At 44.2% G+C, this 14294-nt stretch carries 12 protein-coding genes and 1 tRNA gene; 11 read left to right on the top strand and 2 right to left on the bottom strand.

From position 1 onward, the window contains the following. Positions 1-9: 9 nt before the first annotated feature. A complete protein-coding gene (locus tag HC965_RS11300; protein ID WP_191031547.1) occupies positions 10-2769 on the bottom strand; it encodes a heparinase II/III family protein in 2760 nt (919 codons plus the stop codon). Positions 2770-2931: 162 nt separating this feature from the next. On the opposite strand from HC965_RS11300, the gene HC965_RS11295 reads away from it, so the two are divergent. From HC965_RS11295 to nuoE, 3 genes are read left to right on the top strand one after another with little or no spacing between them, the layout of a single operon-like run. Continuing rightward, a complete protein-coding gene (locus HC965_RS11295; RefSeq protein ID WP_191031546.1) occupies positions 2932-4839 on the top strand; it encodes an NADH-quinone oxidoreductase subunit NuoF in 1908 nt (635 codons plus the stop codon). 15 nt (positions 4840-4854) lie between these two features. Further along, positions 4855-6621 carry an NADH-dependent [FeFe] hydrogenase, group A6 gene (locus HC965_RS11290; RefSeq protein ID WP_191031545.1) on the top strand — a complete coding sequence of 589 codons (1767 nt, stop codon included), beginning with the start codon at positions 4855-4857 and terminating at the stop codon, positions 6619-6621. 19 nt (positions 6622-6640) lie between these two features. Continuing rightward, positions 6641-7117: an NADH-quinone oxidoreductase subunit NuoE gene (gene nuoE, locus HC965_RS11285; protein WP_073348214.1), complete on the top strand. Its 477-nt coding sequence runs from the start codon at positions 6641-6643 to the stop codon at positions 7115-7117. Between the two features lie 96 nt (positions 7118-7213). On the opposite strand, the gene HC965_RS11280 is transcribed toward nuoE, so the two are convergent. Continuing rightward, positions 7214-7301: transfer RNA gene (locus tag HC965_RS11280), tRNA-Ser, on the bottom strand. 215 nt (positions 7302-7516) lie between these two features. Here HC965_RS11280 and HC965_RS11275 point away from each other — a divergent pair. The 8 genes from HC965_RS11275 to HC965_RS11240 all read left to right on the top strand — a co-directional run bounded on the left by HC965_RS11275 (position 7517) and on the right by HC965_RS11240 (position 14259). Beyond that, a complete protein-coding gene (locus HC965_RS11275) occupies positions 7517-7843 on the top strand; it encodes a winged helix-turn-helix domain-containing protein (RefSeq protein ID WP_191031544.1) in 327 nt (108 codons plus the stop codon). 77 nt (positions 7844-7920) lie between these two features. After that, the gene (locus HC965_RS11270; protein WP_191031543.1) at positions 7921-8154 is read left to right on the top strand and encodes a thioredoxin family protein; all 234 of its coding nucleotides are present in this window, start codon (positions 7921-7923) and stop codon (positions 8152-8154) included. A gap of 10 nt (positions 8155-8164) precedes the next feature. Beyond that, entirely contained in the window at positions 8165-8608 is a 444-nt protein-coding gene (locus tag HC965_RS11265; protein WP_191031542.1) for a nitrophenyl compound nitroreductase subunit ArsF family protein, read from the top strand. Between the two features lies 1 nt (position 8609). Continuing rightward, positions 8610-9317, top strand: a complete 708-nt coding sequence (locus tag HC965_RS11260) for an aromatic aminobenezylarsenical efflux permease ArsG family transporter (RefSeq protein ID WP_191031541.1) — start codon at positions 8610-8612, stop codon at positions 9315-9317. 35 nt (positions 9318-9352) lie between these two features. Next, positions 9353-9679, top strand: a complete 327-nt coding sequence (gene arsD / locus HC965_RS11255) for an arsenite efflux transporter metallochaperone ArsD (RefSeq protein WP_191031540.1) — start codon at positions 9353-9355, stop codon at positions 9677-9679. Positions 9680-9706: 27 nt separating this feature from the next. Beyond that, a complete protein-coding gene (gene arsA, locus HC965_RS11250; protein ID WP_191031539.1) occupies positions 9707-11419 on the top strand; it encodes an arsenical pump-driving ATPase in 1713 nt (570 codons plus the stop codon). A gap of 15 nt (positions 11420-11434) precedes the next feature. Next, entirely contained in the window at positions 11435-12496 is a 1062-nt protein-coding gene (arsB, locus tag HC965_RS11245; RefSeq protein ID WP_191031538.1) for an ACR3 family arsenite efflux transporter, read from the top strand. 440 nt (positions 12497-12936) lie between these two features. Continuing rightward, positions 12937-14259 carry an MATE family efflux transporter gene (locus HC965_RS11240; protein WP_191031537.1) on the top strand — a complete coding sequence of 441 codons (1323 nt, stop codon included), beginning with the start codon at positions 12937-12939 and terminating at the stop codon, positions 14257-14259. The last annotated feature ends 35 nt before the right edge of the window (positions 14260-14294 follow it).

Below are 14294 nucleotides of genomic sequence, written 5' to 3'. Positions count from 1 at the left end.
AATGAAACATCAGATACGCAGCAACATAGGCTCCACCGTAGCATCGGATTTTATCTTCTTGCCACCGATGACGACCATGCACGGAGCAGAAGAAATAACATACCATTTTCCTTCTTTCTTTTCGAGCAATACATTAGCGGCACAGTCGGTCTGAATCATTATTCCGGGCGCAACCAATTGCGTTCCGTTCCCTAAGAATAACGTCCGGTTTCCTGCATATTCATTGCTGATAACCGCATAGTCCGCTTTCACTTTCATTCCCTGAAAAGTGGCGGTCTGTGCCGCATCGGACAGAGAAAAGATATGGTCGATACGCCCGTTCCTGCTTTTCACGCAGATTCCGGCAAAGTCTTTCAAACCACTTTCTTCCGCATCAAAGTAAGAGACGGATTGAATTGCGGACGGCTCCTTCTTCGTGCTCGGCTCGTATATCGAAACAAAAGGACGATTCCACGCTTCTCCATGCTGACGGGCAACAAAAGTCAGTGTCGGCTGCTCCTTTATAGCATAGGGCATATTCGGTGTACGGCTCAATCCTTCAGTCATAGGCGCTAAAGCCGTAAAGACTTCGCGTTCCGGTTCACCTTTCATCCAAAGATTCATAGATATATCATCGCCGCCTTTGTCCTTCATATCTATGGTGAAAGTCGCCTTGACATCCTTACCGGTGGCAGCCACCTTCTTATTATATAAATAGGAATAAGCATAGAGATGCGCACCAGCAAAGGCCAGTTCTTCGGTAGGCTGAAGATTCAGATCGCTGCCATCCGCTGCTGTCAATGTCATAGTCTGTCCGAGGTTGTGATAGAAATAATCGTGCATCTTATCTCCCCCTTTTTCCTTCCGGCTGCGGAATACATCGACATAATATCCCGTCTCCGCTCCGGTAGTGACAATACTCATCATACGGGTTTGATCTGCCCTGCTTTCCGGTTCACGGAAATAAAGGTTACTGTAAGTGACGGACGTAAACTCTTTGCCCGGTTCCGCCGATGCCGGGAAACAAGAAAGCAAATCAAAAGAATGATTACTTTTCATCACCGGATAGCTCGATATGCCATCCACACAAACCGTATTATGACTGGGGAATTGAGAATAATATTCCGCATAATCCAGTCCGCTATACAAGAAAAGCCCGATGCCCGCATCCGGACCAAGCACATATCCTTTTCCGTAAAGTTCCATCGAAATGCCGTTGGCGTGCATATGATTACCTTCACTGCCATTCAACGAAATCATCAGACTGTTGCGCGGATGCATACCGTTGCGCTGTACCAGCCATGACACATTGGGAGCATAAAATAAAGGAGAAACATAATCCTCTATCTTGCCCGGCTGCACTTTCGGATTTAGTGTCAGCGGTTTATCTTCAAAGAAAGAATTGACGGATACCCGCACATTCTTCTTTTCTGTCTTGTCATTTCCCAAATCCGGGTTCAGGCATTTCAGCAAAGCGGTGAAATAGTTTTCCTGCTCTTTCTTCCCGTTTGCCTGTGCGTTCTGTATCATACGGATGAAGAAGTTCGTACTCAAATACCCCGGATGCGTATCCCCAAAGCCGCAAATCATACGGTTAGGAAACAGATATTGGGGAGTGGTCGCCACCGCTTTCGACAATACAGGCATCGCTTTCACCAAATCATATTGCAGGTTCGTATCAAACTGATTCACGAAGTTGGCATAATCATTGATAACCACACTGCTATATCCCGGACATTCCGCCCAAACTCCCGTATTAGAATCAAATCCATAATCAGCCAGTCGCGTCAAACTCCACTGGCGGATGCTGGAACGGTTCATCACATAGTCGATATAATATTCGCGTCCTTTTCCGTCGGCATATTCCTTATTGTCTTCCAATACCAAGCCTACATTCATAATGAAGCGTGCCTGCAACAAATCCCAGTTGTTGTGGGGCACACCGTTCGCAATGATATTATCCGCCCATTTCTTGAAAGCTCCGGCATAGATTTCCATCTTGTCCGGGTAATTAGCCTTGAGATAATTATACAGAAAATCATATAAAGGGACAGCGATATGGAGCGCATCTTCATGGATTACCTCGAAAGAAGTCAGCCCGACCAATGTCTGTTGGTGACCGTGGTTCAAGTCGACGGGCACGTTTCTGTAATAAATACCCGTCATATACGTATCAAATACTCCTGCGGCGAGTTTGGCAAACTTCTCTTCGTCCGTCATCCAATAGAGGAAAGCGGCATCACGGGCAATTCCCAGGATTTCGCAGTTCAGGCTTTCGATATTCCGTCCGGTCTTGGACGGGTGTACACTCTCCATAGGACGGTCGGGAAGGGCATTATTGCAGAAAGTCACGTTTCCGTCCTCATCATCATAAGGCACGACATCCGCCAGTTTGGGGCGGCCGTAAGTGGCAGCCGTGCCCCGTGTTCCCGTGTAGCGCACAGTGGGATAAGGAGCTTTTTCGCCGCCTGCGTGGTCGAACGTTTCACCTTTCACATATACTTCCGTGGCATGAGACTTCCAATACATTGCCAGGCGTGACAGCAACCAGGACGGTTGAGCATCCGTCAGGTTCGTATAAACTTCCGTCCGCTCCTTCAACTTATTGAAAACATCTTTCGCCCATTCTTCCTTTTTAATCAGCTTCCATGTTTCCTGCTTTCCCGCCGGAGTAGTCAGCACCCGCGGATGCGCCTGCGGCATCTTTTCCGGCAAGGGAATCTCTTGTCCGGATGCACTGTTCATATTTAGAAAGGATAGAAAACACAGTCCCAGTAAAATTCGTTTCATACTTCAAGTCTCTTTTTTAGGTTTGATACCTATTAAATACGAAGATAGAGATTTATTTACCTAAATCCCCCGTCAAAGAACACTTTTATTTGTCCGGAACCATGCTTTAATTCCAAACAAAGGGCTATATTTGCAAAAAACGTACTAACAATTCTGATACTTATGAAAATTCTATCTATCCATGATTTGGCTACAATCAGGAAGAGAGCAGAACACAAACTTTCATTACGCGAAGAAAGTAATGAAAAAGTCACCGAAAAATGCTGCGGACTGGCATCCGGCGCACAGCATCTCCAGATTCTTATCTGTGGTGGCACAGGGTGCAAAGCCTCTTCCAGTCAAGGCATTACGGACAATCTCCGGACGGCCATCGAAAAGAACGGCATTGCCGGCAAAGTAGAAGTCATCACAGTGGGCTGCTTCGGCTTCTGCGAAAAAGGCCCTATCGTGAAAATCATCCCCGACAATACATTCTACACACAAGTCACCCCCGAAGACGCGGAAGACATCGTCACCGAACATATCATCGGCGGCCGGAAAATAGAAAGACTGCTGTACATAGACCCCAACACGGAACAGACCGTCAGCGACTCCAAACATATGGACTTCTACCGGAAGCAACTGCGCATCGCCCTGCGCAACTGCGGTTTTATCGACCCGGAAAACATCGAAGAATACATCGCCCGTGAAGGCTATCACGCCCTGGCGGACTGCCTTCTCAACAAGCAGCCGACGGACGTAATCGACCTCATCAAGCGTTCCGGCCTGCGCGGACGCGGCGGTGGCGGTTTCCCCACAGGCTTGAAATGGGAATTTACCCACAAGCAGCAATCGGACATCAAATACGTGGTTTGCAACGCCGATGAAGGCGACCCTGGCGCATTTATGGACCGTTCCATCATGGAGGGCGACCCTCACTCCATCGTAGAAGCCATGTGTGTCTGCGGTTACTCCATCGGCTCGAGCAAAGGACTGGTGTATATCCGTGCCGAATACCCGCTCGCCATCAACCGCCTGAAAATAGCTATCGAACAAGCCCGCAACTACGGCCTGCTGGGAGATAACATCTTAGGAACAGATTTCAGTTTCGACATCAAGATACGTTACGGTGCAGGCGCCTTTGTCTGCGGAGAAGAAACCGCCCTGATTCACTCCATGGAAGGAAAACGGGGCGAACCCACCCTCAAACCGCCCTTCCCTGCTGAATCCGGTTATTTGGGCAAGCCTACCAACGTGAACAACGTAGAGACACTCGCCAATATCCCCATCATCCTGACGAAAGGCGCCGAATGGTTCGCAGCCATCGGAACGGAACGCTCCAAAGGCACGAAAGTCTTCGCCCTTGCAGGAAAGATAAACAATGTCGGGCTGATTGAAGTGCCGATGGGAACTACCCTCCGGGAAGTAATCTATGAAATCGGCGGCGGCATCAAAGGCGGAAAGAAATTCAAGGCGGTGCAGACCGGCGGTCCTTCGGGCGGCTGTCTGACAGAGAAACACCTGGATACTCCCATCGATTTTGACAATCTCCTGACTGTCGGGTCCATGATGGGTTCAGGCGGTATGATTGTCATGGATGAGGACGACTGTATGGTATCCGTTTCCCGTTTCTACCTTGATTTCACCGTAGAAGAATCCTGCGGAAAATGCACGCCTTGCCGCATCGGCAACAAACGCTTACTGGAACTGCTGAACAAGATAACCGAAGGAAGAGGAACGGAGAAAGACCTAGATACCCTCGCCACTTTGGGACAAGTCATCAAGGACACCGCCCTCTGCGGACTGGGGCAGACTTCCCCGAACCCGGTTCTGTCTACGCTGGACAATTTCTATGATGAATACCTGGAGCACGTCCGCGACAAGACCTGCCGTGCCAAACAGTGTAAATCCCTGCTGACTTACACCATCAATCCCGAACTTTGTATCGGCTGCCACCTGTGCGCCAAGAACTGTCCCGCCGACGCAATTATCGGTCTGGTACGCAAACCGCACGTTATCAGCCCCGACAAATGTATCAAATGCGGAATGTGCCTGGCACGCTGTAAATTTAAAGCTATTCTTGTCTGCTAAAATAATCTGTTCACTATGGAAGATAAACAAATTACACTCCAAATAGACGGTCATTTTATCACCGTCCCCGAAGGAAGTACCATTCTCGAAGCTGCCACCAAAATCGGTATCAACATACCCACTTTGTGCCACATCGACCTGAAAGGAACTTGTATCAAAAACAATCCCGCTTCCTGCCGCATCTGTGTGGTGGAAGTCATGGGACGGCGCAACCTGGCTCCCGCCTGCGCCACCCGTTGCACGGAAGGAATGGTAGTCAAGACCAGTACCCTGCGTGTGATGAATGCCCGCAAGGTAGTAGCCGAGCTTATCCTCTCCGACCATCCGAACGACTGCCTCACCTGTCCGAAATGCGGAAACTGTGAGCTTCAAACACTGGCACTGCGCTTCAATATCCGCGAAATGCCTTTCAATGGCGGCGAACTGTCTCCCCGCAAACGGGAAATCACCGCTTCCATCGTTCGCAACATGGACAAATGTATCTTCTGCCGCCGTTGCGAAAGCGTCTGCAACGATGTACAGACAGTAGGCGCGCTCGGTGCCATCCGTCGCGGCTTCAACACGACGATAGCTCCCGCTTTCGACCGGATGATGACAGAGAGTGAATGTACCTATTGCGGTCAGTGCGTAGCTGTCTGCCCGGTAGGTGCGCTGACCGAACGCGACTACACCAACCGCCTGCTCGACGACTTGGCCAGTCCGAACAAAACAGTCATCGTACAGACCGCTCCCGCCGTGCGCGCCGCCCTGGGAGAAGAATTCGGTTTCCCTCCCGGCACACTGGTAACCGGAAAAATGGTCTACGCCCTGCGCGAACTGGGATTCGACTATGTATTCGACACCGACTTTGCAGCCGACCTCACCATTATGGAAGAAGGTTCTGAAATCCTGAACCGTCTGACACGTTATCTCAACGGAGACAAATCCGTCCGTCTGCCCATCCTGACTTCTTGTTGTCCGGCATGGGTGAACTTCTTCGAGCATCATTTCCCGGATATGCTCGACATTCCTTCCACCGCCCGCTCCCCGCAACAGATGTTCGGCTCCATCGCCAAATCTTACTGGGCGGAGAAAATGGGAATCCCCCGGGAAAACCTGGTTGTCGTATCCATCATGCCCTGCCTGGCAAAGAAATACGAATGTGACCGCGACGAATTTAAGGTCAACGGCATCCCCGACGTAGATTACTCCATCTCTACCCGCGAACTGGCACGGCTGATTAAACGAGCCAACATCGGCTTCCCCCTGGTACTGGACAGTCCTTTCGACAACCCGATGGGCGAATCGACAGGCGCCGGCGTTATCTTCGGCACCACAGGCGGTGTGATGGAAGCCGCCCTGCGCTCCGTCTATGAAATCTATACCGGTGAACCTCTCAAGAATGTGAATTTTGAACAAGTACGCGGACTGAACGGTGTTCGCCGCGCCACCATCGACCTGAATGGTTTTGAACTAAAAGTAGGCATCGCACACGGACTAGGCAATGCTCGTCATCTACTGGAAGATATACGGAACGGGCACAATGAATATCATGTTATCGAAATTATGGCTTGCCCCGGCGGTTGTATCGGTGGTGGCGGACAGCCGTTACACCACGGCAACTCGGAAGTTTTATACGCACGCGCCAACGCCCTTTACCGCGAAGACGCGAACAAGACGCTGCGCAAATCGCACGATAATCCGTATATCAAGAAGCTATACGAAGAATATCTCGGCAAGCCTTTAGGCGAGAAATCGGAAATGCTATTGCATACGCACTATTTCAACAAATCAATGGATTAACTTTAAACGAATCGTAATTATGTCAGATATAAAACTAGCCTGTGATGTAGTTGAACAGGTCAGAACGATTTGCGACAAGCATGGAAACAATCCGGGCGAATTAATCAATATTTTGCACGAAGCGCAGCATCTGCACGGCTATCTGCCCGAAGAGATGCAGCGCATCATCGCTTCCAAACTCAATATCCCCGTATCGAAAGTGTATGGGGTAGTCACTTTCTACACCTTCTTCACCATGACTCCGAAAGGAAAGCATCCCATCTCCGTCTGTATGGGCACGGCGTGCTACGTGCGCGGTTCCGAGAAGTTGCTCGAAGAATTTAAACGGGTGCTCGGCATTGAAGTCGGCGAAACCACCCCGGACGGGAAATTCTCTTTGGACTGCCTGCGCTGCGTAGGTGCCTGCGGATTGGCTCCGGTGGTGATGGTTGGCGAAAAAGTGTACGGAAGGCTGCAACCGATAGATGTAAAGAAGATTATCGAGGAGTTGGAATAAAGGCTTAAACGCTTCCATATGAAAAAATAAAACGGCTGTTTTGAATGTTCAAAAACAGTCGTTTTACTAGAATCTTAACAATTTAAAAAAAATATGCGGAGAGAACGAGATTCGAACTCGTGATACCCTTTAGGGGTATACACGCTTTCCAGGCGTGCCTCTTCAACCACTCGAGCACCTCTCCTTGTTCGGGGCGCAAAAGTACAGGAAGTTTCCGTAACTCGCAAATATTTGGAAAGAATAATGCAATATTTTTTTATATCTCTGAATATTAATGTTTCCACGCAGGCACAAGATACAAGCTATATATTTGCACCTAATTAAAAAAAATCCGTTTTATTTTGCTATTCTGAAAAATGTTCGTAGTTTTGCGAACAACTAACAAAAAAGAGAATTGAAGTGAAAGAAAAACAATACACCCCAGAACAGGAGCAGATTGCCCGTTTTGCCAAAGCAATGGGACACCCGGCACGGATGGCTATCCTTGCTTTTTTAGCCAAACAAGAAAGTTGCTTCTTCGGTGATATTCACGAAGAACTGCCTATTGCTAAAGCAACTGTTTCGCAGCATTTAAAAGAGCTGAAAGAGGCAGGCTTAATTCAAGGAGAAATAGAAACTCCCAAAGTCCGGTACTGCATCAATCGGGAAAACTGGGAAGTTGCCCGGAAACTATTTGCCGCATTTTTAGGGGATTGTAAATGTAAAGATACATCGTGCTGTGAATAACAGCACCTTTTTTTGAAATAGATGTTCGTAGTTTTACGAACTACGATTATTATATAAACTTTAAAGTAGAATGAAAGATGGAAATTAAAGTATTAGGAACCGGGTGTGCAAGCTGCAAAGCATTGTATGAAACTACTAAGCAGGCAATTTCAGAATTGTGCTGCGATGCAACGTTAATCAAAGAAGAAGATTTATTAAAAATCATGGAGTACAATATATTAAGTCTTCCCGCCTTGGTCATTGACAGTAAAGTTGTATCAGCCGGAAAAAGATTATCCCTGACGGAAGTAAAAGAATTGATAACCAAATAAAAAATCGACCATGAGAAAGTTATTCTATCTACTGATTGCATCACTGGTTCTGGTTTCCTGCGGAAATGGTTCAAAGAAAAAGACCGGAGAAAACAAAACGGAAGAATTACAATCCAACCGTATTGAGGTTCTTTATTTTCATGGCGCACAACGATGTGTTACCTGCCGGGCGATAGAAAGCAATACAGTAGCCCTTTTGGATAGTCTTTATTTCAAAGAAAAAGTAAACGGAAAAATCATCTATAAAGTAATAGACATTTCCAAGAAAGAGAATGAAGCGATTACAGACAAATACGAAGTTACCTGGTCGTCTTTGTTTGTAAATGGTTGGAAAGACGGAAAAGAGAACGTAAATAATATGACGGAATTTAGTTTTTCCAATGCAAGAAATCAGCCGGAAAAGTTTAAAGAGGGAATTAAAAGCAAGATTGATGAATTGCTAAAACAGTTATAAAATGGACTTCCTTCAATCATTAGTAGAAAACAGCTCTGTCCCTGCGATTACAGCCTTTATATTGGGGATTTTAACGGCTATCAGCCCTTGCCCGCTGGCTACCAACATTACGGCGATAGGATTTATAAGTAAGGACATAGCAAACCATCACCGGATATTCATTAACGGTTTGCTTTACACATTTGGCAGAATAGTAACCTATACGGTTCTTGGCTTTATCCTCATCCCTATTCTTCGTGAGGGTGCAAGTATGTTTATGGTTCAAAAAGCCGTAAGTAAATATGGGGAAATGCTGATTGCTCCGGTATTAATCATTATTGGAATATTCATGCTTGACCTAATAAAACTCAATCTGCCCAAAATCAATATAGATGGAGAAAATCTAAAAAAGAGAACTAAAGGCGGCTGGGGAGCTATGTTATTAGGAATCTTATTTGCCCTTGCTTTTTGTCCTACCAGTGGAGTATTTTATTTCGGTATGCTCATGCCGCTATCAGCAGCGGAAACGGGCGGTTATCTTTTACCTGTAATTTATGCCATTGCAACAGGATTGCCCGTAATCCTTGTGGCGTGGGTCTTGGCTTACAGTGTTGCCGGACTGGGTAAGTTTTATAACCGAATACAGATATTTGAGAAATGGTTTCGTAAAATAGTAGCTATTCTCTTTATCGCAGTAGGAATTTATTATGCAATCATTTTTTATCTATAAACAAGGAACTTAATATCATTTAAAATAAAAACAGTATGAAAAAGATAGAAATTTTCGACCCGGCAATGTGTTGCCCTACGGGTCTGTGCGGAACAAATATCAATCCTGAATTGATGCGGATTGCAGTTGTAATTGAAACATTGAAGAAACAAGGCATTATCGTAATCCGACACAACTTGCGTGATGAACCGCAAGTTTATGTAAGTAACAAAACTGTAAACGAATTTCTTCAAAAACATGGAGCGGATGCACTGCCCATTACCTTAGTAGATGGCGAAGTTGCCGTTTCACAAACCTATCCGACTACTCGACAAATGAGTGAATGGTCAGGAATTAACTTGGATTTTATGCCAGTAAAATAGTCATTTGACAATTTAATAATTAGAAATATGAAAGCATTTAATTTATCGGATATAGATTTGACAAAATACCTTTTCTTTACAGGAAAAGGCGGTGTAGGAAAAACGTCCATTGCTTGCGCCACTGCGATAGGACTAGCAGATAACGGAAAGAAAATTCTTCTTATCAGCACCGACCCGGCTTCAAATCTGCAAGATGTTTTTAATCAAGCCTTAAATGGGCATGGCACTAAGATAAAAGAAGTACCCGGTTTAACCGTTGTCAATCTCGACCCGGAACAAGCGGCAGCCGAATATAGGGAAAGCGTTACTGCTCCTTTTCGCGGGCAATTGCCCGAAAGTGTTATTCAGAACATGGAAGAACAGCTTTCAGGTTCTTGTACGGTAGAGATTGCAGCTTTTAATCAGTTTTCCGATTTTATCACGGACACAGACAAAGCAAAAGAATACGACCACATCATTTTCGATACAGCCCCTACCGGACATACATTGCGAATGTTACAACTCCCGTCAGCGTGGAGTACATTTATTAACGAAAGCACACATGGTGCATCTTGTTTGGGGCAATTATCCGGTTTGGAAGAACGGAAAGGAATTTATAAGCAAGCTGTTGAAACACTTTCGGATGCCAATGCAACCCGGTTAGTACTAGTTAGCCGTCCCGAAATTGCCTCATTGAAAGAAGCCGCCCGTTCTTCACATGAATTACAATTACTGGGAATAAAAAACCAGTTATTGGTAATCAACGGACTCTTACAGCAAGTAGATGAAAACGATAGCGTATCGAAACAGATTCATGACAGGCAACAATCCGCCTTAAAACAAACCCCTTCGGAACTATTGGAATACCCCTCTTATTATGTTCCTCTACGGTCTTACAATTTATCCAATATAGCAAATATCCGTCGGATGCTATATAATGACAACCTGATGGACAATGCCGATTACCAGCGTATCACAGATGCAAAAGACATAGATGACCTGGTGAATGACCTGTATAAATCGGGGAAAAGAGTTGTCTTTACCATGGGAAAGGGCGGTGTAGGAAAAACCACGTTAGCCACTGAAATAGCCCTGAAATTAACAAAACTGGGCGCAAAGGTACACCTTACTACTACAGACCCGGCCAACCATCTGAACTATAATCTTGCCGTTCAGGCAGGCATCGCAGTAAGCCGTATTGATGAAGCGGAAGTATTGGAAGCCTATAAAAATGAGGTTCGCAGTAAAGCAGCAGAAACGATAACTGCCGAAGATATGGAATACATAGAGGAAGATTTGCGCTCACCATGTACACAAGAAATCGCAGTATTCAGGGCGTTTGCAGAAATCGTAGATAAGGCAGAAAGTCAAATTATCGTGATTGATACCGCACCTACCGGACACACATTGCTACTATTGGATGCGACGGAAAGCTACCACAAAGAAGTACAACGCACACACGGTGACAGTCCCGCTTCGGTAAGAAAACTGTTGCCACGTTTAAGAAACCAGCAGGAAACAGAGGTTGTAATTGTAACCCTGCCCGAAGCAACACCCGTATTTGAAGCCGAACGCCTGCAAATGGATTTGCAACGTGCCGGAATAAATAACAAATGGTGGGTGGTAAACTCCTGCCTGTCATTAACTGACACGGAAAATTCATTCTTACGGGCAAAAGCAAAAAATGAATTGATTTGGATTCAGAAAGTAGAAGAATTATCAAAAGGAAACACAGCTTTGATAGCTTGGAAAAACAACTGATAATATGAGAATCTTATGGAAAAGAAACAAGGTATTGGATTTTTCGAGAAATACTTAACCATTTGGGTTACCCTATGTATCGTTATTGGTATTGTCGTGGGACAATGTTTTCCGGCAATACCTCAGACATTAAGCAAATTTGAATATGCCAACGTATCCATCCCTGTAGCTATTCTGATTTGGTTAATGATTTATCCAATGATGCTAAAGGTCGATTTTCAGAGCGTTAAAAATGTCGGAAAACGTCCGAAAGGGATAATAGTCACCTGTGTTACCAATTGGCTGATAAAGCCATTTACGATGTTTGGAATAGCTTATTTATTCTTCTATATCATTTTCAAGACTTTTATACCCGCCGAATTAGCCGAAGAATATTTAGCCGGGGCGGTATTATTGGGGGCTGCACCTTGCACGGCCATGGTATTCGTATGGAGTTACCTGACAAAAGGCGATGCCGCTTACACATTAGTACAAGTAGCAGTGAACGATTTAATCATATTAGTAGCATTTGCACCCATTGTAGCTTTCCTTCTGGAGGTTGGCGGCGTATCTATCCCATGGGACACACTACTGTTGTCTGTCGTCTTGTTTGTCGTAATCCCGCTTACTGCCGGAGTTATCACCCGTATACTGGTAATTCGCCGCAAAGGTGTAGAATACTTTAATAATGTATTTATTAAAAAGTTCGATAATTACACTGTTGGCGGATTACTACTAACACTTATTATTTTGTTTTCATTTCAGGGAGAAACAATTCTAAATAATCCTCTGCATATTATTTTAATAGCTGCTCCACTCATCCTGCAAACAGTTGTTATATTCTTTATTGCCTATGGTTGGGCGAAGTGGTGGAAATTACCTCACGATGTTGCCGCACCTGCCGGAATGATTGGAGCAAGCAATTTCTTTGAATTAGCAGTTGCGGTGGCTATTTCACTCTTCGGCTTACAATCAGGAGCAGCATTGACGACAGTTGTCGGCGTATTGGTAGAAGTCCCGGTTATGCTGATGTTAGTAAAGATAGCCAATAATACACGTAACTGGTTTCCTAACCTAAATGAATCACAGAGCGAATAGCAAATAATTCAGCCACTAATCCCACCGTTTATTAAATATTATAGAAGTCAAATATAACAGAAAAAGCCTACAAATCAACGACTTGTAGGCTTTCTTTCTAAATTTTCCAGCGGAGAGACAGGGTAATGAACCCATCTCCTTATGTCGCTTTAATTCAACTCTTTATCAATATGTCAATGCCTTAGGGGGTACAATTTAGGTTTCAAAAAAGACGTTTATCTGTCGTCCTTTGACTGTTCATTGTCTGCCTAAAACTTCGGTTCAAAGATACTGCTTCTTTTTGGATTACGCAAATGTCTGAATATAAATGTTTCAGCTTAGGTGTAAGGTGCAAGCTATATATAGATATATACTTGCACCTTACACCTAAAGCAAGAATCGGGTTGCTCCCATAAAATCCTATTACGTAATTTGCAGCTATTTTATAAAATAACTCAATTATGCAATTTACAAGTAAAGAAATTCGTCATATCACATATCCAGTATTAATCAGCCTATTAATGCAACAACTGATAGGATTAACAGATACAGCATATTTAGGACGTGTAGGAGAAGTTGAATTAGGCGCATCGGCTGTAGCAAGTATGTATTATCTTGCCATTTATATGTTAGGGTTTGGTTTTAGTGTGGGTGCTCAAATTTTAATAGCCCGCCGTAATGGAGAAAAACAGTACCATCGCATAGGTGCTATTTTCATGCAAGGAACATTATTCTTATTAGTCATAGCAACCTGTGTATTCATCCTCTCAAAAGTTTATTCCCCGCAGTTACTACATTTGATGATAAAATCTAAAGATGTGTACTATGCCGCAATAGATTATATGGACTGGCGTGTATATGGCTTCTTTTTTTCTTTCATATCAGTGATGTTCCGTGCATTTTATATCGGTACAACACAGACAAAGACATTAACAATCAATTCTGTTGTTATGGTACTTACCAATATGATATTGAATTATATTTTAATCTTTGGTAAATTAGGATTTCCAGCTATGGGGATTGCTGGTGCAGCTATCGCCTCTTCTATCTCGGAAGCTGTATCGGTTATATTCTTTTGTATATACACTCACCAAAAGGTAAACTATAAACTATATAGGTTATTCCATTTTGCAGGCTTTAAAATAAAGACCCTGTTAGAAATATTGAATGTGTCTTTTTGGACAATGATTCAGTCATTTATATCTACTGGTTCATGGTTGGTCTTTTTCATTGCGATAGAACATCTTGGAGAACGTTCTCTTGCCATAACTAACATAGTACGGAATACTTCTGCTCTATTATTTATTTTTGTCAATGCTTTTGCATCTACAGGTAGTTCGCTTGTTAGCAATTTAATAGGGAATGGAGAAATTAAAAAGGTGATGCCACTATGCAACAACATAATTAGAAACTGCTATTGTTTTGTAATTCCATTGGCTATTATTATTGCGATATTTCCTACGATGTTCCTACGTATATATACAGATAATCCGGATTTGATAGCAAATGCCCTACCGTCACTTTGGGTAATGTTGTCGGCATATATAGTTGCTGTTCCGGCTTTTGTCTATTTCTTTGCAGTTTCGGGAACAGGCAGTACACGTTCAACCTTATTTATTGAATTGTGCAGCCTATGTATATATGTCGGCTACATCGTATATATTGCGGTTTACCTAAAAATGGATGTCGCAATATGTTGGACTTCGGATATTGTTTATTATGCCATGATTTTCACTTCTTTTTTTTATCTATGGAAAGGCAACTGGCAAAATAAGAAAATCTAATGAAGTATCAATATAATATTTTGTGATATAACATT

This window comes from Bacteroides sp. GM023 (genome assembly GCF_014750685.1).
Classification (GTDB): Bacteria; Bacteroidota; Bacteroidia; order Bacteroidales; family Bacteroidaceae; genus Bacteroides.
The sequence above is the reverse complement of the archived record's forward strand: the minus strand, read 5'-3'. Positions and strand labels throughout refer to the sequence as shown.